Source organism: Variovorax palleresanus, assembly GCF_051144945.1.
Lineage (GTDB): Bacteria > Pseudomonadota > Gammaproteobacteria > Burkholderiales > Burkholderiaceae_C > Variovorax > Variovorax paradoxus_S.
Genome location: NZ_JBJNVP010000001.1, coordinates 200,464 through 220,682 on the forward strand (window position 1 = coordinate 200,464; position 20,219 = coordinate 220,682).

Annotated in this window: 20 protein-coding genes and 1 pseudogene; 12 read left to right on the forward strand and 9 right to left on the reverse strand. The window is 66.4% G+C overall.

All coding sequences use genetic code 11. From position 1 onward, the window contains the following. Positions 1-98: 98 nt before the first annotated feature. Both ACJ7Z0_RS00905 and ACJ7Z0_RS00910 read left to right on the forward strand, forming a co-directional pair. The gene (locus ACJ7Z0_RS00905; protein WP_434788244.1) at positions 99-851 is read left to right on the forward strand and encodes a response regulator; all 753 of its coding nucleotides are present in this window, start codon (positions 99-101) and stop codon (positions 849-851) included. Between the two features lie 103 nt (positions 852-954). After that, positions 955-1,161: a hypothetical protein gene (locus ACJ7Z0_RS00910; protein ID WP_434788245.1), complete on the forward strand. Its 207-nt coding sequence runs from the start codon at positions 955-957 to the stop codon at positions 1,159-1,161. Positions 1,162-1,242: 81 nt separating this feature from the next. Here the strand turns inward: ACJ7Z0_RS00910 and ACJ7Z0_RS00915 are convergent, their stop codons facing one another. Then, positions 1,243-2,232 (reverse strand): dioxygenase family protein, encoded by a 990-nt coding sequence (locus tag ACJ7Z0_RS00915; RefSeq protein ID WP_434788246.1) that lies wholly within the window; start codon positions 2,230-2,232, stop codon positions 1,243-1,245. 360 nt (positions 2,233-2,592) lie between these two features. Here ACJ7Z0_RS00915 and ACJ7Z0_RS00920 point away from each other — a divergent pair, with 360 nt between their 5' ends. From ACJ7Z0_RS00920 to ACJ7Z0_RS00930, 3 genes are all read left to right on the forward strand, one after another. After that, the gene (locus ACJ7Z0_RS00920) at positions 2,593-2,736 is read left to right on the forward strand and encodes a hypothetical protein (RefSeq protein WP_434788247.1); all 144 of its coding nucleotides are present in this window, start codon (positions 2,593-2,595) and stop codon (positions 2,734-2,736) included. A gap of 182 nt (positions 2,737-2,918) precedes the next feature. Next, positions 2,919-5,942 (forward strand): PAS domain-containing protein, encoded by a 3,024-nt coding sequence (locus ACJ7Z0_RS00925; RefSeq protein ID WP_434788248.1) that lies wholly within the window; start codon positions 2,919-2,921, stop codon positions 5,940-5,942. A 121-nt stretch (positions 5,943-6,063) separates the two neighbouring features. Further along, positions 6,064-6,366, forward strand: coding sequence for a hypothetical protein (locus ACJ7Z0_RS00930; RefSeq protein ID WP_434788249.1), 303 nt, complete (start codon positions 6,064-6,066; stop codon positions 6,364-6,366). A gap of 157 nt (positions 6,367-6,523) precedes the next feature. Here the strand turns inward: ACJ7Z0_RS00930 and ACJ7Z0_RS00935 are convergent, their stop codons facing one another. The 4 genes from ACJ7Z0_RS00935 to ACJ7Z0_RS00950 form a co-directional block, all read right to left on the reverse strand. Beyond that, positions 6,524-6,841 (reverse strand): type II toxin-antitoxin system RelE/ParE family toxin, encoded by a 318-nt coding sequence (locus ACJ7Z0_RS00935; RefSeq protein ID WP_434788250.1) that lies wholly within the window; start codon positions 6,839-6,841, stop codon positions 6,524-6,526. Between the two features lie 91 nt (positions 6,842-6,932). Beyond that, on the reverse strand, positions 6,933-7,226 hold the full coding sequence (locus ACJ7Z0_RS00940; RefSeq protein ID WP_434788251.1) for a type II toxin-antitoxin system Phd/YefM family antitoxin: 294 nt from the start codon (positions 7,224-7,226) through the stop codon (positions 6,933-6,935). 229 nt (positions 7,227-7,455) lie between these two features. After that, on the reverse strand, positions 7,456-7,860 hold the full coding sequence (locus ACJ7Z0_RS00945; RefSeq protein WP_434788252.1) for a nuclear transport factor 2 family protein: 405 nt from the start codon (positions 7,858-7,860) through the stop codon (positions 7,456-7,458). Beyond that, positions 7,854-8,744 (reverse strand): MBL fold metallo-hydrolase, encoded by an 891-nt coding sequence (locus ACJ7Z0_RS00950; RefSeq protein WP_434788253.1) that lies wholly within the window; start codon positions 8,742-8,744, stop codon positions 7,854-7,856. Before ACJ7Z0_RS00950 ends, ACJ7Z0_RS00945 begins: the two co-directional genes overlap by 7 nt. A 111-nt stretch (positions 8,745-8,855) precedes the next feature. Between ACJ7Z0_RS00950 and ACJ7Z0_RS00955 the strand changes: the two genes are divergently transcribed. Continuing rightward, a complete protein-coding gene (locus ACJ7Z0_RS00955) occupies positions 8,856-9,824 on the forward strand; it encodes a LysR family transcriptional regulator (RefSeq protein ID WP_434788254.1) in 969 nt (322 codons plus the stop codon). Between the two features lie 46 nt (positions 9,825-9,870). On the opposite strand, the gene ACJ7Z0_RS00960 is transcribed toward ACJ7Z0_RS00955, so the two are convergent. Next, positions 9,871-10,251, reverse strand: coding sequence for a winged helix-turn-helix transcriptional regulator (locus tag ACJ7Z0_RS00960; protein WP_434788255.1), 381 nt, complete (start codon positions 10,249-10,251; stop codon positions 9,871-9,873). Positions 10,252-10,346: 95 nt separating this feature from the next. Here ACJ7Z0_RS00960 and ACJ7Z0_RS00965 point away from each other — a divergent pair, with 95 nt between their 5' ends. The 6 genes and pseudogenes from ACJ7Z0_RS00965 (at position 10,347) to paoC (ending at position 16,227) form a co-directional block, all read left to right on the forward strand. Continuing rightward, complete coding sequence (locus tag ACJ7Z0_RS00965) at positions 10,347-10,769, forward strand: DoxX family protein (RefSeq protein WP_434788256.1); 423 nt, start codon at positions 10,347-10,349, stop codon at positions 10,767-10,769. 43 nt (positions 10,770-10,812) lie between these two features. Then, a pseudogene (locus ACJ7Z0_RS00970) lies at positions 10,813-11,100 on the forward strand (SDR family oxidoreductase); the annotation flags it as partial. Between the two features lie 178 nt (positions 11,101-11,278). Then, entirely contained in the window at positions 11,279-12,241 is a 963-nt protein-coding gene (locus ACJ7Z0_RS00975; RefSeq protein ID WP_434788747.1) for an AraC family transcriptional regulator, read from the forward strand. A gap of 166 nt (positions 12,242-12,407) precedes the next feature. Further along, positions 12,408-13,064, forward strand: a complete 657-nt coding sequence (gene paoA / locus ACJ7Z0_RS00980) for an aldehyde dehydrogenase iron-sulfur subunit PaoA (protein ID WP_434788257.1) — start codon at positions 12,408-12,410, stop codon at positions 13,062-13,064. After that, a complete protein-coding gene (locus ACJ7Z0_RS00985) occupies positions 13,061-14,011 on the forward strand; it encodes an FAD binding domain-containing protein (protein ID WP_434788258.1) in 951 nt (316 codons plus the stop codon). The genes paoA and ACJ7Z0_RS00985 overlap by 4 nt, the downstream gene beginning before the upstream one ends. A 5-nt stretch (positions 14,012-14,016) precedes the next feature. Beyond that, the gene (paoC, locus tag ACJ7Z0_RS00990) at positions 14,017-16,227 is read left to right on the forward strand and encodes an aldehyde oxidoreductase molybdenum-binding subunit PaoC (protein WP_434788259.1); all 2,211 of its coding nucleotides are present in this window, start codon (positions 14,017-14,019) and stop codon (positions 16,225-16,227) included. Between the two features lie 10 nt (positions 16,228-16,237). Here the strand turns inward: paoC and ACJ7Z0_RS00995 are convergent, their stop codons facing one another. Genes ACJ7Z0_RS00995 through ACJ7Z0_RS01005 form a run of 3 tightly spaced genes read right to left on the reverse strand, consistent with a single transcriptional unit; the run spans position 16,238 to position 20,156 of the window. Then, positions 16,238-17,680 carry an MFS transporter gene (locus tag ACJ7Z0_RS00995; RefSeq protein WP_434788260.1) on the reverse strand — a complete coding sequence of 481 codons (1,443 nt, stop codon included), beginning with the start codon at positions 17,678-17,680 and terminating at the stop codon, positions 16,238-16,240. 5 nt (positions 17,681-17,685) lie between these two features. After that, positions 17,686-18,657 carry a tripartite tricarboxylate transporter substrate-binding protein gene (locus ACJ7Z0_RS01000; RefSeq protein WP_431121648.1) on the reverse strand — a complete coding sequence of 324 codons (972 nt, stop codon included), beginning with the start codon at positions 18,655-18,657 and terminating at the stop codon, positions 17,686-17,688. 47 nt (positions 18,658-18,704) lie between these two features. Further along, positions 18,705-20,156: an amidase gene (locus tag ACJ7Z0_RS01005; RefSeq protein WP_434788261.1), complete on the reverse strand. Its 1,452-nt coding sequence runs from the start codon at positions 20,154-20,156 to the stop codon at positions 18,705-18,707. Positions 20,157-20,219: the final 63 nt, after the last annotated feature.

Genomic DNA, 20,219 nt, shown 5'->3' on the forward strand with positions numbered 1-20,219 from the left:
CAGCCCGATTTCACGACATTGCAGTTCATTTCATTGCGGTCGGGGCGGCGGGCAGCACCGGCACCGGGCCTATGATCCGCTACCCGATTCGCCGCACCGTGAACCTGACCACCCGCATCCTCATCGTCGACGACGACGCCGGCATCCGCAGCCTGGTGGCGTCCTTCCTGGAGAAGCACGGCCTCCAGGTCGACGGCGCCAGCGATCCCGCGCAGATGCGCGAGCGGCTCGCGCAGGCGGACTACGCGCTCGTCGTGCTCGATGTGATGATGCCCGGCGAAGACGGTCTGAGCGCACTGCGCGAGCTGCAGAAGATCGGCGGGCCGCCAGTCATCATGCTGTCGGCCGTGGGCACCGACATCGACCGCATCGTGGGCCTGGAAATCGGCGCCGAAGACTATCTCGCCAAGCCCTGCAACCCGCGTGAACTGCTGGCGCGCATACGCACCGTGCTGCGCCGCACCGCCAATGCGGCGGCGTCCGCGCCTGCCCAGGCGTCCAATGCCGCGCGCGAGGCGCCGGCCACGCTGCTGTACTTCGCGGGCTGGCGCATCGACCTGGAAACCCGGCTGCTGCACGACCCCACCGGCCGGCTGGTAGACCTCTCCGACGGCGAGTTCCGCCTGCTGCGCGCGCTGGTCCAGCACCCGCGGCGCGTGCTGACCAGGGACCAGCTGGTGCAGTACGCGCTCGGCGCGGACAACGACTCGTACGACCGCGCCATCGACGTGCAGATCAGCCGCCTGCGCCGCAAGCTGGCATCGGGCGAGGTGAAGGCCGAGCTGATTCGCACCGTGCGCAACGAGGGCTACATGTTCATGCCGGCCGTCACGCACACGCCTGCGGCCTGAGGACTGCGGCCGAGTCGCGGCAAAGAGCCGCAACACGGTGAAATCGGTGCGCAATGAGGCGGCCTCAAGCTCGGGGCTTCGCATTCATCATCTCTATCGATTCATGACTCTCTTCGACTTGCTGTGGGACTGGCGCACCTTGATGGCGCTGAGCGTGGTCGATGCGTTCCTGGTCGTGATGTTCTTCGCCTGGGACGCGAAGCACCTCGCGCTGCTCACCCGCCGGTGCAACCTGGCGCATGAGCTGCCGCAGGCGACGCAGCTTCGCACCGGCCCACGAGACCGTGACGCCTTCAACCGGAAAGTGTGAGCTTCGAAAGAGGAGAAAAATGGCCAGCCGCCGCGCACGCCCGCGCTGAGGGCGCGAGGCGTTGCAGGCCAGGCGGCCAGGCTAGCGCGCGATGCCGATCGTCGCGGTGGCGGTGTAGCCCGCCGTTGCGCTGCCGCTCATCGCGAGCGTCATGGCGGCGATCTGTGCCGCGGTGTTGTCGCTGAACACGTTGTCGCTCGCGAGCGTGACGGCAGCGAAGTTGGCCACGCTCTGGGTGTAGCCCGAGGCGTAGGGATACACCGCACTGCAAGCAGCGCTCGGCATTGCCAGTTGCGAGGTCAGGACGGAATTCCTGCCGGTGGTGGCGCTGGCGAGGCTCGCGAAGACCTCGAAATGCATGTGGGGCCAGCGGCCCGAATAACAGCCGGGAAAGATCGTCGTGAAAGTGACCTGGCCGTTGCTGTCGGTCACCTGCACCCCTCGCAGGTAGCTTTCGGTCGGCGCCGAATACAGCGAGTAGCTGCCGCCCTGGTCGCAGTGCCAAAGGTAGATTGCGTAGCCCGACAGTGGGGCGCAGCTCGAGTTGGTGTTGACCAGCGTGAGCGTGAGCGTCGTCAGCACGCCGGGTGCCTGTGTCGTCGAGCTGATGAAGCTGCTGCGGATGTCGCTGCGGACAATGCCGCTGGCAGTCAGCACGTCCGACGTGGCGCCGGACGAAGTGTTGGTGCCGTCGGCCGGGTAGGGCCCTGCGGTCTCGCCAGGCAGGGCGGTGCAACTGCTGCTGGTGCTCGTGCTCGTGCTCGTGGAGCTGCTCGAACTCGACGTGGAAGAACTCGTTCCGCTCGCCGATGCTGTGGTGCTCGTCGAACTCGTCGTGGCCGTGGTCGCCAGGCCCGCGAGGCTGCTCCCGTCGGAGCCGCCGCCACCACCGCAGCCGGCCAGCAGGAGCGCCGAGCCGGCGGCACTGGAACCCAGCCAGGCCAGCGCCTTGCGGCGCTCGAGAAGCTGCGCAGAGATCAGCGGAAGGTCATCGGCCAGGCGATGGCCATGGGCCGTCGTCGCGAAAGCACTGTCGTTGCTCTTTGTATGGCGGGGATCGTGGATTGACACTGTGGCTCCGTGGGTGGGTTGAGCCCGGAGCTTCGAGCCGCGATGTTGCCGGCGGATTTCGGCGCTTTGCGCTTTTGTTGCGAGAAGACCTGTGCGTTGCATCGATCGATGAGGCATGCGTCGACCTGCCGGAACTCGAAGCGCGCGTGCGTGCGCTGCTGCGCCGCAGTACCAACTCCACACCGCGGGTGCAGCCCGTGGTCTCCGGCCACGTCGCGATGTTCTTCGATGCGCAAGAGCTGCGCGAGCTGCAGCAACGCGCGGGCGCCGAGGAACTGCAATTGGCGCAGAAGCTGCTCGCGATGGCGGGCGTGTCCTGCAACAGCACGGTGGTGATCGGGCGCAGCGCCGAGACCATCGTTGCCAGCGCGCGACTTCGGCTGCGACCACATCGTCTTCGGCCGCGAAGAGCCCGGCCTGGCCGGACGCATCGTCGGCTCGCTGGCGCAGCAGGTGCGCCAGCTGCTGGGCGCGAGCGGCGATCTGCAGGTCATCGGCTCCTGATATCGGAACCGGCTTCGGCTGGCCTCGCATTCCACCCGAATGCATGCAGTACTGAAAAAGGCGTCATCCCATCGATGACGCCTTTTCTTTTGTCCGCAAGCTTGTGGAGGGACGCTGCGAGGCCGTTGCTATCATCGAAAAATGCAGTCCCGAACCACTGCCGCGGCGGCGAAGGAGACACCGTGCGGCTCAAGCTGAGAACGAAGACAGCGCTGCTGATCACTTTGCTCGTGCTTGCCCTCGTGGGTGCAACGGGCGGGTGGCAGTACCGGAGCCTGTCCAGCGAGTACGTCGACCTGATGCGCGAGCAGCAGCAGGCACTGACCGAGAGCGCCGCGGCCGATCTCGACTACAAGCTGGGCGTTCATCTGGCCGCCCTGTCGCGTGCAGCCCGCGAACTTGGCGAGCGCGGCTTTGACGATCCCGCGGCGCAGCAGCGTTTCCTTGCCGACAAGGACCTGCGAGCGATGTTCGACAACGCCGCGCTGGCGACGCTGGACGGCGCCATCGTCGCCATCAACCCACCCGCGAGCCGGCCTCCGAACGTGGCCGACCGCGACTACTTCAAGCGCGTGCGCGACCTGCGCCAGCCGGCCATCTCGGCGCCCTTGCTCACCAAGGGCAGCCAGCAGCCCGCCGTGGTCATGGCCGTGCCCGTGGAAGGGCCGGACGGCCGCCTCATCGGCGTGCTGGGCGCGGCGCTGAACCTGCAGCGCGCCAACGTGCTCGGCGATCTGAGCCGCGCCACCGTCGGGCGCGGGGGCTACTACGAGATCGTCACGCGCGGCGACTCGCCGCGGATCGTCATGCACCCCGACGCGAAGCTGCTGCTCAAGCCTGCCGATGCCGCCGCCGACGCCTTCGCGGGCAACCCCGAGCGCGACCTGGCAACGCGCGCCACCGTACGCAGCGCCGACTGGGATCTGCGCTTGATCGTGCCGGCGCGCGCCGCCTACGCGCCCCTGGAACAGGCGAGGCGAAACCTGCTGCTGCAGTTGCTCTGGCTGGGCCTGGGCTGCGCGTTGCTGGTCTGGCTGGGCACGGCTTGGTTCATGCGTCCCCTGGAGGCGCTGAGCAATGCGATCCGTACCCTGCGCCATTCGCCGGACAGCCAGGTCAAGCTGGATGTGGTCGCCAACGACGAGCGCGGCGACCTGGCCCGCGAGTTCGACGCGTTGATGGCCGAGCTGCGCGAGCAGCGCCTCGAGGTGGCCGCGGTCACCGACGCTTCGCCCGTGGGATTGTTCCGCTGCGACAGCAGCGGCCGCATGACCTATGTGAATGACGAGTACCTGGCGATTCACGGGCTCGAGCGCGAGGACGCGGAAGAGGGCTGGCTCACGCTCGTGCGCGAGCAGATCCGGGAGAAGGTTCGCCAGGATTGGATTCGCATCGTCAACGCCGCCGAACCGCTGAACGCCACGCGCCGGCTCCACCGCAAGGACGGCACGCAGGTGCTGGTGGCATTGCGAAGCCGGCCCGTGGTCGCGGGAGGCCGCGTGCTCGGACACGTGGGAACGGTGACCGACATCACCGAACGCACGCGGGCCGAACGGGCCCTTCGCACGCTCACGGCCATCTTCGACATGACGACCGACTACATCATCCAGAACGATGCGACGGGGCGACTCATCTACATGAATCCGGCCGCGCGCCGCCGCACGGGAGTGGACCTGGATGCCCCGATCGAGACGCTGAAAGTGTCCGACTTCAATCCACCGCAAACGCTGGAGAGATTCAGGTCCGAGGTGGTGCCGACCGCGGTCGCCACCGGCGTGTGGGTGGGCGAGTCGATGGTGTGGGACACGCAGCGGCGCGAGTTCCCGGTCAGCCACATGGTGATTGCGCACCGCGACAAGCACGGCAAGGTGGAATACTTCTCCGGATTGATGCGCGACATCTCGGCGGCCAAGGCCGCGGAGCAGGCACTGCGCGAGAGCGAGCACCGCTTGCGCATGGTGACGGACCACCTGCCGGCACTGATCTCCTATCTCGACCGCGACCTGCGATTCCGGTTCGTCAACAAGGCCTACCAGGACTGGTTCGGCGTCGAGCCTCGGCAGCTGATTGGCCGCAGCCTGCACGAGTTCTACGGCGACGAGGCGTGGGCGCAGATGGAACCGTACATCCGGGCGGCCCTGGGCGGGCGCCAGGTCACCTACGAGCGGCGGGTGGTGGGACCCGGCGGGCGCCGCGACATCCAGGCCACGCTGGTTCCGGAGCGCAACGAACAGGGCGAGGTGATGGGCCTCTATACGCTGGACAGCGACATCACCGCGCATCACGAGGCGGAGGAAGCCCTGCAGGAAAGCGAAGCCCGCCTGCGCACGGTGGCCGACGCGCTGCCGATGCGCGTGGCCTACATCGATGCGGACGAGCGCTACCGGTTCAACAACCTGGCCTACGAACGCGAATTCGGGCTCTCCCGCGACCAGATCCAGGGGCACACCGTGCAAGAGCTCCTGGGCGAGCCCGCCTACCAGAGCGTGAAGCCGCACATACGCGCCGCGTTGGCCGGCGAGATCGTCACCTTCCAGAGCGAAGTCAGCCAGAGCGACAGCTACAACTGCTACGAGGCCCAGTACATCCCCCAGCCCGCGGCCAATACTGAAGCCATCGTCGGCTTCCACGCCGTGATCACCGACATCACGCGGCAAAAGCTCGAGGAGAAGCGCCTGGTGAACCTGGCGCAGATCGATCCGCTCACCGGTCTTGCCAATCGCGCGGGTTTCGAAGCGCGACTGGGCGAGGCCATGGACCGCAGCCGCAGCGCAGGTGCCCTGATGGCGCTGATGTACCTGGACATCGATGGTTTCAAGCAGATCAACGACCAGTTCGGGCATCAGACGGGTGATGAGCTGCTGAAGGCTTTCTCGAACAGGTTGTCGCAAGGCCTGCGCTCCAGCGACGTCCGTGCGCGCCTGGGCGGCGACGAGTTCACCGTGATCATGGAGGGGCTGCCCCATGCCGACATTGCGGTCTCCGCCGCGACGAAGCTGGTCATGGCCATGCAGGCGCCATTCGCCATCGAGCAGCAGCGGACGATCAACGTCACCGCCAGCATCGGCCTGGCGTTCTACCAGGGCGGCGCCGCGACGGCCGCTGCGTTGGTCAAGCAGGCGGACGAGATGCTCTATCGCGCCAAGCGAGCGGGTCGCAACAACGTGCAGGCGGCGGCCCTGCCGAGCGGTGGCGGCTCGTCCTAGTCTTTACAAGCTCAGCTGGCGGCCGGTAGAAATTTCATCGTAATTCGCGACAGCCTTACTGGCCGTTCACATGGCGCCGGCAGGATAGAACTCCTGAAAACAACGACTCGAAGGAGTTGCGATGAAGAAGTTGTCCCTTGCATTGGTTGCAGCCGCTCTGGCCTCATTGGCCGCGCTGAGCGCGCCTGCTCAAGCGCAGCCGCATCATGGAGACGGTGGCTACCGTCCTCACGTGGTCGTTGTTCCGCCGCCACCACCGCGCCACGTTGTGCGGCATGGTTACGACCACCGCTATGACCGCTATGACCGCTATGACCGCCGTGCCGACTATCGTCATGGCCACCGCTACGCACGCCGGGACAGCGACCGCGACGGCGTGCCCGATCGCTACGACCGCCGTCCCCACAATCCGTATCGGCGCTGAGTGAGAGTCCCCGAAGAGGGGAGTTCGGTCCGCTTGCAGCAGTCAAGTTCGTCAAGATCTGAGGCACAGCTCTACGCCGCCACCGCGGCTGTCGATACGGCGCGGTGTGCGCGGTCAAAGACTTGCTGGACCGTCGCCCGGGGCCGTAGTAGCGGCGCTACGGTTCAAACCAAAACGACAACTGCTTGTGATGCTTGATCGCCAACAAATGAACGATCGGAGATTGGTCCGTCCGGCTGTCGTGCACGGAATACAGCACCAAGTAATCGTCCATCACGTACTCACGAACGTTTGCAGTCGGCTTATGCGATGCCAGTAGACGCTGCAGTCGTTCGAACACCATTTGCGCCTCCACCGATTCAGGCTGACGACTCATGAACGGCCGGCCCATCCGCGGATGCCGCTCCAGATGCGTTAGCACTACGTCGGTGAGTTCGTCCAGCAATCGGTCATAGCCCTGCGGAAATTCGCTCACGTCCCAGAGAGCCGCAATGCCTTCCAGATTGGCTGTGAATTCGCTGCGTAAAGGATCTCAGCCAGCGGCTCGCTTTCCTCGCTCGCCAGCGTCAGCGAGTGATCCGGCGGGCCTTTAACGCAGTCAGCCTTTCGCGTGCATTGGTCGACCGGCCCGCCGCCACATCCGCCAGCCCCTTCTCGATTTCACTGAGCAGCAGAAGATGAATGCTCGCGCGCTCCAGGCGGTGATAGTGATCAAGTCGCTTGACGTCGATCATTGCTACCGCAGGCTCGCCGTTCTTCGCGATGATCTTCTCTGCGCCGTTCTGCACCTGCTCGACCAATTCGGAAAGGTGCGCGCATGCGCTCGAAAATGGCACGATGTCGCGGACAGTGATGGACATTCAGGTTCTCCTGAATACGGAATTTCGCTCTCGAATGTAAACATCATTCTGTTTCGCGCGGCCAGCCGAAGACGACCGGGATCTCGTAAAAAAAGTCTTCCGGAGGCGCTGGTCCGAGATGCGACAGGAGACAACGGCGCAGAACGGCTGGCTGCGCTGCCCGCGTCCAGCCACAAGCTATAGGGCAAAAACGGCGTACGCGCGGAGTAGGGCGCCGCGGCCCCGCGGCTCACGCCGGCGTCATGGCCCTGCGCACGAGCAGTGTGTCGGTGAACTGCTCGAAAGCGAGCACCTTCCCGCCCTGCAGTTGCCAGACATGCGCCACGCGCGCCTGCATCGGCTTGCCGGTGGCGTGGAACGTGCCGTGGTAGGTGCCGATACCGACGATGCTGTCCCCGGCATCCACCAGTCGTTCCAGCTCGAAGCGGTAGCCTTCCCAGTCGCGGCCGAGCACGGCAAAGACATTGTCGATGACGGCCTGCGGACCGACCCAGGTGCCGGCGCACGGAAAGCCGGCCATCTCGGTCCAGCGCACCTGCGGCGACACCTCGGCCATCAAGGCCGCGAGATCGCCGCGAGCCGAAGCCGCGTAGTGGTCTCGCACGACGTCCAGGTGGCTGCGCGCACTCACCACTTCATTTCTCCCTTGTTCACCTTGGCGCCAATGTCCAGCGCCACACCAAGGCCCGCGTCCGGGTAAGCCTGCTTCATGGCGCTGATGAGCGCGGCACTGTTGGCGGCCTTCGGCAGCTCCTGCTCGTAGCGCACCAGGTAGGCTTGGCTCCAGGCGATCTGCGATGCGTCCTGCTTGGCGCCCACGGCGCTGTGGCCCGGAATGACCCGGGTCGGCTGCAGGGCGGCCATCGCGGCGAGCTTGGTGGCCCAGTCGGCGCGCTCCTGCGGCGTTTGCGCATCGGCGGTCCAGAGGTGCAGGCCGGCGTATACGTTCACGCCGCCGGCGATGGTCCTGAGCGACGGAATCCACACGTAGCTGCGATGTGGCAGGCTGTCGTCGAGGCCGCGCACCTCGATCGACTGGCCTTCCAGCGCAATGGCGTTGCCCGCCAGCACCTCGGGCAGCGGCACGCTCTTGGGCGCATTGGCGCCCATGCGCGGGCCCCACACCTGCAGCTTGGTGGCCAGCGTGGCCTGGATCTTCTTCAGCGTGGGCGCCGTGGTCACGACCTTGGCGTCGGGGAAGTACTGCTTGAGCACCTCGATGCCGAAGTAGTAATCAGGATCGGCCTGGGTGATGAAGATGGTCTTGAGCGTCTTCTTGCTGTCGAGCACCATGGCCGCGATGCGCAGCGCGTCGGCGCGCGTGAAGCCGGTGTCCAGCAGCACGGCGTCGGTCTGCCCGGCCACCAGCACCGAGTTGACGTGGAAGCTGTTGGCATCGGCGTTGTAGACCTGGAGGGTCAGCGGCGGAGCCGACTGCGCCGATGCATCGTTGGCGACGATGCCGAGCGTCATGGCGGCCGGCAGCAAGGCAAGGGAAAAGAACTTGATCGTTTTCATGAGGGACTCCATCGAAGCTGAGGGTTACGGATGGGCTCATCGTATTGGTTCGCTTCTCGAAGATAAACTTCGGTTCGATCAAATGATTGTCAACCGATTCGATTCAATCCCATGGACCATCTCAGCGCCATCCGCACCTTCATCGAGATCGCCGATCAGGGCAGCCTGACCCGTGCGGCGGAGGTGCTCGACCTCTCGCGCGCCATGGTCAGCCGCCATCTCGAAGGGCTGGAGCAGTGGCTCGGCGCGCGGCTTTTGCATCGCACGACCCGGCGCGTGAGCCTGAGCGATGCGGGACAGGAGGCGCTGCCCCGGTTGCGCCAGATGCTCGAGCTGGCCTCGGATGTGCAGGCCGTCACCGGCGCGCGCCGGACGGAGCCCGCGGGCAAGCTGCGGCTCACCACCAGCCTGTCGTTCGCCCTCTCGAGCCTCACGCGCGCCATCGTGGAGTTTCAGGGCCGCTATCCGCGCATCGAGGTCGAACTGCTCACGGTGGACCGCACGATCGATCTGGTCGATGAACGCATCGACCTGGCCATCCGCATCACCAACCGGCTGGACGAAGGCGTGGTGGCGCGCCAGATCGCCACCTGCCACTCGGTGCTGTGCGCATCGCCCGCCTACCTGGAGCGGCGCGGCGTGCCCAAGCGGCCCGAGGACCTTGCCGCGCACGAGTGCATCACCCACGCGTTCGGCACGCGGGCCGAGTACCGGCTGCGCAAGTCGGGCCGGTCGGTCAGCATCGCGGTGAGGGGTGCGCTGTCGAGCAACGAAACATCGGTGCTGCGCGAGGCCGCGCTGGCGGGCGCCGGCATCGTGATGCTGCCCACCTACTTTGTCGGAGACGAACTCGCGCGCGGCGCGCTGGTGCGGCTGCTGCCCGACCACGAGCCCGAAGCGCTGGGCATCCACGCCGTGATCCTGTCGCGCCAGCATCAGCCGCGGCCGCTCAAGCTGCTGATCGATTTCCTGGCCGAGCGCTTTGGTGGAGCCCTTGCCCCCTGGGACCAGACGCCGCCGCCGGTGCTGCCATCAAGGCGGAAGGCTCGCATCGATATAAAGCCAAAGCGCCGGCCCTGAAGGGCGCACTGCCCGCGTGGTCAGCGGGATGCGCAGGCAGCCGCTCTCAACTGCCTTTGGACTTGCGCCCGCGTGAGCTCGGCTTTGCGGGCACGCTTTTTCCGTATTCGTTCCACCACGTCGTGAGCGCCTCCATCGTCGGACCGAGGGCGCGCGCCTTTGTCGTGATCTCGTATTCGACGCGCGGCGGGACTTCCGCGAACACCGTGCGCGACACCAGGCCGTCCTTCTCGAGTTCGCGAAGTTGCGCCGTCAGCATGTGCTGCGTGATGGCGGGAATCGCCTTTCTCAGCTCGCCGAAGCGGTAGATGCGCTGATTCAGCAGCCACATGATTTCAAGCTTCCATTTGCCCGACAGCAATGCGAATGCGCGGCGCATTTCCTCGTGCATGTTGATCTGGTCATCGCCATTAGTCTGCTTTTTCATACTAAGCGTCGCTTTTTCATCCTACTTGCGGGATTTCATCTTAGACGACATCCTTGCTGCAACCCGACGCAATTCTCGTCGCTCAGCAAGAACCCATGACTCCAAACTACCCGTACTGGATCAGCACGACGCTGCTGTCCCTGCTCTACCTGGCCTCCGCAATCATGTACATCGCCAAGAGGGGCTGGGTCCGCCGGGCCCTTGCCGACCTGGGCTATCCCGCCTACCTGGTGCCGATCCTCACCGCCGTGAAGTTCCTGGCCGTGGCCGCCATCCTGTCGCGCGCGAGCGTGGCTTTGAGCGACCTGGCCTATGCGGGCATGTTCTTTCATCTGCTGCTTTCCGCGTCGGCGCACCTCGGCGTTCGCAAGCCCGGCGGCGCGCTGCCGGCGGCGGTGGGCCTCGTGCTGCTCGCTGCCTCGTTCGCGACGCAGAACACCGCCCGCGACATTCCGTCGCCCTACGCCCGGGCCGCAGCGGAGCACCGGGTAACTCTCAACCCATGGAAATCATCATGACTCGACTCAATGGAAAAGTTGCCGTTGTCACCGGTGCCGGCCGCGGCATCGGGCGCCCTACAACATGGCGAAGGAGGCGGTGCGCGCACTGACCCGGTCCGCCGCGCGCGAATGGGGCGCCGACAGGATCACCATCAACAATGCGCTGCCGGTCGCGGACACCTGGGGCGCGGCCGACGCTCCTGCGCCAGCCAACGCGCTCGCCCGTCATGGATCGCCGGAGGAGGACGTCGCGCCGGTCGTGCTGTTCCTCGCCAGCAAGGATGCGCAGTTCCTGACGGGCTACAGCCTGACGCCCGATGGCGGGATGATCATCGACAGCGCGCGCTGAGCCGCAAGAAAGCGCGAGCGAGGGAGCGAGCACGCACGCGAACACCGGGGAATTGGATGCCCACGCAGATCGATTGCGCACTTCTCTGGATTTCTTGCCTGATCCTATGGCGCCGGTGCTGTTTTGTAGATGGAGATCTGCTCGCGAGTTAGAGTCTTCGGCGGAGGCTCCGAGCAACATGGCACCCACACCCCCCGACGCCGCAGCGCAGTGCAGATTGCTGCAGGAAGCGATGGCGCACGTGATCGGCGCGCGGACCCCGGAGCCGGGCGACTTCGCAACTCCCATCCCCGGCCTCGGCTTCTTCCGGCGCGAATCCCCCGCGCCGCCTGCCGTGTGCATGGTCGAGCCGAGCATCGTGCTCGTCGCCCAAGGCGCCAAGCAGATGTGGATCGGCGGCGAGGCCTATCCCTACGACACCTCGCAATTCCTCATCACCTCGTTGAACCTGCCCGCCAATTCGGAGGTGAGGGTGGCAAGTGCGGAGCAGCCTTGCCTCGGTCTGGTCTTGAAGTTGGACATCCGCGTGCTGGCCGAGCTGATCGCGCAGGGCAATTTTCCGTCGCGTGGCGATCGCTCGGTCGGGGCGGGTGTGGGAATCGGTACGGCAACGCCTGCCCTGCTGGCACCGATCGGGCGCCTGCTGGCGCTGTTGGACGAGCCCGAAGCCATTCCGGTTCTCGCACCGATGATCCATCGGGAAATCCACTACCGGCTTCTTGGCAGCGATCAGGCGGCCAAGCTGCGGCAGATCGCCTCCGTGGACGGGCAGGGCCACCGCATTGCAAGAGCGATCGACTGGCTGACGCTGAACTATGCCCTGCCGCTTCGCGTCGATGAACTCGCGGACCGCGTGCAGATGAGCACGCCCACCTTCCATCACCACTTTCGACAACTCACCGCCATGAGCCCGCTGCAGTACCAGAAGTGGCTGCGATTGAACGAAGCGAAGCGATTGATGCTGAACGAACACCTGGATGCGGCAAGCGCGGCTTTCAGGGTCGGCTACGAAAGCCCCTCCCAGTTCAGCCGCGAATACAGCCGATTGTTCGGGGCTCCGCCCAAGCGGGACATCGAGGTGTTGCGCGGGGGAGCCAAGGGTTTCGATGCACGCGGGCAGGAGCTGGCGAACCCGGCATGAGAACTTAGGTCCGAAGGTCGTTGCGACCTCATAGGATCAGGCAAGAAAAGCAGCGAATTGCTCTATCAATCGCCGCGCAGCTTGAGAAGAATGGTGGTCAGGGCACCCGCCTCCCGGCGCGGCTTGCCCGCACGACTTGCCCGAACTTCGAACAACAGGAGCTGACATGGAAAGTCCCACGACGACGACCCCCTTGATCTCGCGACGCGACGCGCTCATTGCCGGCGCTGCCACCGCCGCGGCGGTTTCCTCTTCCGCGCCCACCGCGGCGGCGGCACAGGCTGCACCTTCGGCATCGGCATCGGCGGTGCCCCGTTCAAAGCTTTCGCTGAACGTCAACGGCCGGGTTCATTCGCTCGAGCTCGACACGCGAACGACCTTGCTCGATGCGCTGCGCGAACACCTGCATCTGACCGGCACCAAGAAAGGCTGCGACCACGGCCAGTGCGGCGCCTGCACGGTCATTGCGGACGGAAGGCGGATCAACGCCTGCCTGACGCTCGCCGTCATGCACGAGGGCGGGCAGATCACCACCGTCGAAGGGCTCGGCACGCCGCAGAACATGCACCCGATGCAGGCCGCATTCGTCAAGCATGACGGCTACCAGTGCGGCTACTGCACGCCCGGGCAGATCTGCTCGGCGGTGGCCGTGCTCGACGAAATCAAGCGCGGGGTCCCGAGCCACGTGAGCACGGATCTCACCGCGCGTCCTCTTTTCTCGGCCGAAGAACTGCGCGAGCGCATGAGCGGCAACATCTGCCGCTGCGGCGCCTACTCCAACATCGTCGACGCCATCACCGAAGTGGCCGGGAGCAGAGCATGAAGCCGTTTACCTATGAGCGCGCGCGTTCCCCGGCGCAGGCCGCGGCGGCCGTCGCACGGAGCCCGGGTGCCAGGTTCATCGCGGGCGGCACCAACCTGCTGGACCTGATGAAGCTGCAGATCGAAGCGCCGACGCATCTGGTCGACGTGAACGGTCTTGCCCTCGACAAGATCGAACCGACGCCCGAAGGCGGCCTGCGCATCGGCGCCCTGGTGCGCAACACCGACCTGGCCGCCGACGAGCGCGTGCGCCGCGACTACGGCGTGCTGTCCCGCGCGCTGCTGTCCGGCGCCTCCGGCCAGTTGCGCAACAAGGCCACGACGGCGGGCAACCTGCTGCAGCGCACGCGCTGTCCCTACTTCTACGACACCGACCAGCCCTGCAACAAGCGCCAGCCCGGGAGCGGCTGCAGCGCTATCGGCGGCGTCACTCGCCAGCATGCGGTGGTCGGTGCGAGCAAGGCCTGCATCGCAACGCATCCGAGCGACATGGCTGTGGCGATGCGCGTGCTCGACGCGGCGGTCGAGACGGTGCGTCCCGATGGCCGCACGCGCGTGATCCCGATTGCCGATTTCCATCGCCTGCCGGGCGAAACCCCGCACATCGAAACGGCGCTGGAGCGGGACGAGCTGATCACCGGCGTCACGCTGCCAAGGCCCATCGGCGGCACGCAGATCTACCGCAAGGTGCGCGACCGCGCCTCCTATGCCTTCGCGCTCGTTTCCGTCGCGGCGATCGTGCAGCGCGATGGCTCGGGCCGCGTGGCACTGGGCGGCGTGGCGCACAAGCCATGGCGCCTCGAGGCTGCGGAGGCCGCCATGCCGCAGGGCGCCAAGGCCGTGACCGCGCAGCTGCTGGCCGGCGCGCAGCCGACGCACGAGAACGCATTCAAGTTGCCACTGGCCGAGCGCGCGCTGGCCGCGGCCCTGGTGCAAGCGAGGAGCTGACCATCATGAAATTCGACACGCCCGCAACCACCAATCCCATCGACCAGCTCAAGATCATCGGCAAGCCGACGGACCGGATCGACGGACCCGCGAAAACCACGGGCTCCGCACGCTACGCCTATGAACGAAACACCGAGGTGCCCAACGCCGCCTACGGCTACGTGGTGGGCGCCGGCATCGCGAAGGGCCGCATCGCCTCGATGGACCTGAGTGCCGCACGCGCGGCACCGGGCGTCCTGGCCATCGTCACCGCGCGCAACGCCGGCAAGCTGGGCAAGGGCGACTTCAACACGGCCAAGCTGCTTGGCGGGCCCGAGATCGACCACTACCACCAGGCGGTTGCACTCGTCGTGGCCAACAGCTTCGAGCAGGCGCGTGCCGCGGCGCAGCTGGTGCGCATCGAGTACACCCGCGCACCGGGGCGCTTCGATCTGAGCGCGGAAATGGCTGCGGCGAAGATGCCTGCGCCCAGCCCGTTCTCGGGCGAGCCGGAAACGAAGACCGGCGACTTCACGGGTGCGTTCGCCGCGGCCGCCGTGCAGCTCGATGCGAGCTACACCACGCCCGACGAGTCGCACGCGATGATGGAACCGCACGCTTCCATCGCCGCCTGGAAGGGCGGCAAGCTTACCCTCTGGACATCCAACCAGATGATCGCCTGGGGCGTCGGCGACGTGGCCAAGACGCTCGGCATCCCCAAGGCGAACGTCCGCCTGGTCTCGCCCTTCATCGGCGGCGGCTTCGGCGGCAAGCTGTTCGTGCGGGCGGATGCGGTGCTTGCCGCGCTGGGCGCGCGGGCGGCCAAACGGCCCGTGAAGGTGGCATTGCAGCGGCCCTTGATGATGAACAACACCACGCACCGGCCGGCGACCATCCAGCGCATCCGCATCGGTGCCGCGAGGGACGGCAAGATCACCGCCATCGCGCACGAAGGCTGGTCTGGCGACCTGCCGGGCGGACAAGCCGAGACGGCGGTCAACCAGACCCGGCTGCTGTACGCCGGCGCCAACCGCCTGACGACCACGCGGCTCGCCGTGCTCGACCTGCCCGAAGGCAATGCGATGCGCGCGCCCGGCGAGGCGCCGGGCTTGATGGCGCTGGAGATCGCCATGGACGAGATGGCGGAGAAGCTGGGGCTCGACCCGATCGAGTTTCGCGTGCTCAACGACACGCAGGTCGATCCGGAGAAGCCGGAGCGCCCCTATTCCCAGCGCAAGCTGATCGAATGCCTGCGCACCGGCGCCGAACGCTTCGGCTGGAGCAAGCGCAACGCGGCACCGGCAAAGCAGCGCGACGGACGCTGGCTCGTGGGGATGGGCGTTGCCGCCGCGTTCCGCAACAACCTGTTGACCAAGTCGGCCGCGCGCGTGCGCCTGGACAACCGGGGCATGGTCACGGTGGAAACCGACATGACCGATATCGGCACCGGGTCGTACACCATCATTGCGCAGACCGCTGCCGAAACCATGGGGGTGCCGCTCGACAGGGTGCTCGTGCGACTGGGCGATTCGGCGTATCCGGTTTCTGCCGGCTCGGGCGGGCAGTGGGGTGCCAACAACTCGACCTCGGGTGTCTTTGCGGCGTGCATGAAGCTGCGCGAAGCCGTGGCCAGCAAGCTCGGATTCGCTGCGGCCGATGCGGAGTTCTCGGACGGCTTGGTGCGCGCCGGCGAGCGTGTGGTGCCGCTCGCGGAAGCGGCGGGCGCGAACGGCCTGGTGGCCGAGGACGGCATCGAGTACGGCGATCTCGACAAGAAGTACCAGCAGTCCACCTTCGGCGCGCACTTCGTGGAGGTCGGCGTCGATGCCGCCACCGGCGAGATACGCGTTCGGCGCATGCTTGCGGTGTGCGCCGCGGGCCGCATCCTGAACCCCAAGTCCGCCCGCAGCCAGGTGATCGGCGCCATGACGATGGGCGTCGGTGGCGCGCTGATGGAAGAGCTGGCGCTCGACAAGCGGCATGGCTTCTTCGTCAACCACGACCTGGCGGGCTACGAGGTGCCGGTGCATGCCGACATTCCGCACCAGGATGTGATCTTCCTGGACGAGACGGACCCGATCTCTTCGCCGATGAAGGCCAAGGGCGTGGGAGAGCTCGGCATGTGCGGCGTCGCGGCAGCCGTAGCCAACGCGGTTTACAACGCGACAGGCGTTCGGGTGCGCAACTATCCGATCACGCTCGACAAGCTGCTGGATCGCTTGCCGCCGGTGGCGTGAGCTGCTGAGGTCATGCCGCTGCGGCCGCCGGGGCTCTGCTGCGGGTGTTCGCGATCAGGGCCGCGCCGGCAAGGCAAAGGATCGCAAGCACGGCCAGCGCCGAACTGGCGCCTCGGCCGAAGGCGGCCACATCCACGCTTGAAAGTGCCGGGCCACCGCCATTTCCAAGAATCATGCGTTGCGCGCCGGAAGGAAGCCCCGCCATCGCCACGCTCAGCGTCAGCGCGGTTCCCACCATGATGCCGGTGTTCTGCAGCGTCGACCGGACGCCGTTGGCAATGCCCCGGCGCTGGGGCACCACGCTCTGGAGGATCGATGCGTTGTTCGGCGTCACGAAACTCCCGATGCCCAGGCCCAGCACCCAGAGGCACAGCGACAGTTGCAGGTCACCGATCGTGGGCTGCAGCAGCGCAGCCAGCAGTGCCAATGCGCATGCCGCGAGCAGCATGCCGCCCACGCAGATGGATTCGGGCCTGAAGCGCTGAAGCAGGATGCCCGCCACGGGTGCGGCCATCAGCATGCCGAATGCGACCGGTGCGATGCGCAGGCCCGCCTCCGACGGTTGCAGGCCCGCGCAAGCCTGAAGGTACAAGGCCACCAGCAAGAGCGGCGCAGCTTGCGTCATCGACAGGAGCAGGATGCCGGCGTAGGCGGTTCGGCGCCCCGGGTCGCCGAACAGAGACGGGTCGACCAGCGGACTGGCCAAGCGCATCTGAATGCGGGAGAAAAGCCCGATGGCGCAGAGCCCCGTAAGCATGAATGCCCACACGGGCGTGCTCGTCCATCCGCGGGTGCCTGCCATCGAGAGCGCATAGGTCACGCATCCGATGCCGATGAGGGAAAGCGCCGCGCCGGCCAGGTCGAAGCGCTCTGGCGCGGCGGCCGCACTTTGGGGCAGGACCTTCCAGGACCACGCCAGCACGCCAAGCCCGATGGGCACGTTGAGCATGAAGAGCGCGCGCCAGCCCCACCACGAGACGACGAAGCCGCCCGCCAGCGGCCCCACGACCTGGGCGAGGGCCGCGACCATGGCGAGCACGCCCAGCGCCAGCCCCATCTTGCGGCGGCCGAACGCATCGCTCACCAATGCGCTGGCGTTGGCCATGACGCCCGCCGCGCCGATGGCCTGGCCCACGCGGCTCGCCAGCATCAGCTCGGCGGTGGGTGCCAGGGCGCATGCCGCGCAGGCGACCACGAAAAGGCACAGTCCGGCGAGGAAGAGCCGGCGCCGTCCCCAGAGATCGGCCAGCCGTCCAAAGCTCAGGATGCAAACGGTGCTGACCAGCATGTAGGACAGCAAGATCCAGCTTGCCTGCGTGGGCGAGGCGTGCAGGCTGCGCGCCACGGCAGGCAGCGCGACATTGAGTGCGCTGAGATTGAGGAAACACAGCAGCGCGCCCAAGCTGGCAGCGAGGAGCACCGCCCAGCCCACCCTGTCTGCGTCATCGGTCATCGATTTCAGTCTTCGCTCTTGAACCCCGATGCCTGGACGATGGGGCGCCAGTACACCCGATCCTCGGCCATGATGCGCTTCAGGTCCGCGCCCGGGAGCCCGGTCGGCTCGAGGCCCATGCGATCGACTTGTCCGCGCACTTGCGGATTGCGCATTGCGGCAAGAAGGGCCGTCTCCAGCTTCGCGACCACCTCCTTCGGAGTCCCCGCCGGCACGAATGCGGCATAGGCGGCATTGGCGCGGTCGAAGGCGTCATAGCCCGACTCCTTGATCGTCGGAACGTCGGGCAGCCAACTCAAGCGCTTGGTGCCTGCAACGCCCAATATCCGCAACTTGCCCGCGCGGTGGAGTTCGAGCTGGCTGGCCAGCGCGTCGGTGCCCATCGGCACATGGTTTCCGATGATGTCTGTCGCGAGCGGCGCACCCCCTTTGTAAGTGACCGGCGTGAGCGGTACACCGACGGCCTTGGACAACTGCAGCACGCTGAAGTGCAGCCCGCCTCCGAGGTTGGTCAGTCCCACGCTTGCGCTGGCAGGATTCTTCTTGATCCAGGCCACGTACTCGGGAATCGTCTTGAACGGCTGGTCTGCGCCGGCGGAAACGACGCAGGGCACATTCGCCAGGTGCGCGACAGGTATGAAATCCTTGTCGACGTCATAGTTCAGCCGCGCATAGGTCATCGGAAAAAGGACGAAAGGCGGTGTGGCGCCGATCAGGATCGTGCGGCCATCGGGACGTGCGGTCTTGACCGCCTCGATGGAAATCCGGGTCGAGGCGCCGGGCCGGCTCTCCACCAGCACGGGTTCCTTGAGCGTGGTGCGCAAATCCTCGGCCAGCGAGCGCGCCAGATTGTCGAGGGCGCCACCCGGCGGAACGCCGATGATCAGCCGGATGGGCGCGTTGTTGTCGGCATGCGCGGCAGCGCCGATCAGGGCAATCGACGCACCGAGAAAAAGTGTCTTGAGGAACGAGGCCATGGTGGAAGTACCTTCAAAGTTGAGAACGAAACGGGAGAGGAACGGACTCAGAAGGCGAGGGCCGGCAGCGCGTTGGCTGGCCGGTGCGCGGCTTCGAAAGACGACGCGGCCTGCAGCAGCTGCAAGTCCTCGCGAAAGCGGCCGACCAGCTGCATGCCGATGGGCAGGCCATCGCGGCCTGCACCGCAGGGCAGGCTGATGGCGGGATGGCCCGTGAGGTTGAAGGGCATCGTCCACGGAAACCAGTTCGGCCGCACCTCGGCATACGCTTCGCCATCGATCTCGATGCTGCCGAACAGGTCCTGGTCGATTGGCAGGGCCGTGCGCGACAGAGTGGGTGTGAAGATGAAGTCGTGGGTCTCCAACTGGGCCTGGACCTTGCGAAAGAGCGCGGTCCTGGCAAACATGGCCTGCTGGAAGGCGACACCGTCGACGTGCTCCGCGAGCGCGAGCTGCTGCAGCAGCGACGGACTCAACGCGCTGGCATGCGTTTCGGCCAGTGGCGCGAAACGGCCGCGCCAGCTGGTGTGGTTGATCACCCGCCACACCGGCTCGACGTCATAGCCCTCGCTCGACATCTCCTCGAGTTGCGCGCCCATCGAACGCAACGTGGCAAGAGCGGCTTCGAAGGCCGCGGCAACGTCGGCGGAGATCGGTCGCCCCTCGAGCCTCGCGGAATACAGAATCCGTTTGCCACGAAGATCGCCGGCGGGCTGCAGCGCGTCGAAGTAGCGCTGCGCCGGCACGCCCAGCGACCACGGGTCGGACCCGTGGGCGCCCGTCATGGCCTGCAGCATGAGCGCCGTGTCGGCCACGTTGCGCGTGGTGGGCGTCACGTAGGTGTAGTTGCCGAAGGCATCCTGTACCTGGCTGTGGGGCACCACGCCCAGGCTCTGCTTCAAGCCGACGACGCCGTTGCATGCAGCGGGAATGCGCGTCGAGCCGCCGCCGTCGGTGGCGATGGCCAGGGGCGCGACACCGGCTGCGATGGACGAGGCCGCACCGCCGCTCGAGCCGCCACTGGTGCGCGTTGCATCCCATGCGTTGCGCGTGCTTCCGAAGAGTGGCGCATCGGTCAGGCACTTGGCGCCAAATTCGGACGTGGTCGTCTTGCCGATCAGGATGCCGCCCGCCTCGCGCATGCGCGCCACGGCCACCGCGTCTTGCGTGGGAACGTGGTCGCGATGCAGCACCGAGCCGTAGGTCGTCCGGACGTTCGCCGTGTCGACGATGTCCTTCACCGTGAACGGCAGTCCGTGCAGCAGGCCCAACGTCTCGCCCTTCATCAGCGCGGCTTCGGCGGCCCTGGCCTCTGCCATCGCCTGTTCGTGGCAGAGCGTGATGAAGCAGTTCAGGTGCGGCTGGACCGCGTCGGCGCGGCGCAATACGTCTTCGACGATCTCCACTGGCGAGAGCTTCCGCTGGGCGACGAGGGTGCGCATCTCCGCGGCGGACATCTCGAAGATCTCCGATGGCGGAAGACGAGGGAAGTTTTTCATGGTGTAAATGATTGACGCGCTACAACATGGAGTCCAATACTGTTTTCTTGAAAAGGCATATGC

Bases quoted from the DNA above. Each gene is read 5' to 3' on its own strand.
- paoA (WP_434788257.1), top strand. From the start codon at position 12,408: ATGGAAAGTCCCACGACGACGACCCCCTTGATCTCGCGACGCGACGCG.
- ACJ7Z0_RS01005 (WP_434788261.1), bottom strand. From the start codon at position 20,156: ATGAAAAACTTCCCTCGTCTTCCGCCATCGGAGATCTTCGAGATGTCC.
- ACJ7Z0_RS00965 (WP_434788256.1), top strand. From the start codon at position 10,347: ATGACTCCAAACTACCCGTACTGGATCAGCACGACGCTGCTGTCCCTG.
- paoC (WP_434788259.1), top strand. From the start codon at position 14,017: ATGAAATTCGACACGCCCGCAACCACCAATCCCATCGACCAGCTCAAG.
- ACJ7Z0_RS00950 (WP_434788253.1), bottom strand. From the start codon at position 8,744: ATGAAAACGATCAAGTTCTTTTCCCTTGCCTTGCTGCCGGCCGCCATG.
- ACJ7Z0_RS00940 (WP_434788251.1), bottom strand. From the start codon at position 7,226: ATGTCCATCACTGTCCGCGACATCGTGCCATTTTCGAGCGCATGCGCG.
- ACJ7Z0_RS00985 (WP_434788258.1), top strand. From the start codon at position 13,061: ATGAAGCCGTTTACCTATGAGCGCGCGCGTTCCCCGGCGCAGGCCGCG.
- ACJ7Z0_RS01000 (WP_431121648.1), bottom strand. From the start codon at position 18,657: ATGGCCTCGTTCCTCAAGACACTTTTTCTCGGTGCGTCGATTGCCCTG.
- ACJ7Z0_RS00930 (WP_434788249.1), top strand. From the start codon at position 6,064: ATGAAGAAGTTGTCCCTTGCATTGGTTGCAGCCGCTCTGGCCTCATTG.
- ACJ7Z0_RS00960 (WP_434788255.1), bottom strand. From the start codon at position 10,251: ATGAAAAAGCAGACTAATGGCGATGACCAGATCAACATGCACGAGGAA.
- ACJ7Z0_RS00955 (WP_434788254.1), top strand. From the start codon at position 8,856: ATGGACCATCTCAGCGCCATCCGCACCTTCATCGAGATCGCCGATCAG.
- ACJ7Z0_RS00910 (WP_434788245.1), top strand. From the start codon at position 955: ATGACTCTCTTCGACTTGCTGTGGGACTGGCGCACCTTGATGGCGCTG.
- ACJ7Z0_RS00975 (WP_434788747.1), top strand. From the start codon at position 11,279: ATGGCACCCACACCCCCCGACGCCGCAGCGCAGTGCAGATTGCTGCAG.
- ACJ7Z0_RS00995 (WP_434788260.1), bottom strand. From the start codon at position 17,680: ATGACCGATGACGCAGACAGGGTGGGCTGGGCGGTGCTCCTCGCTGCC.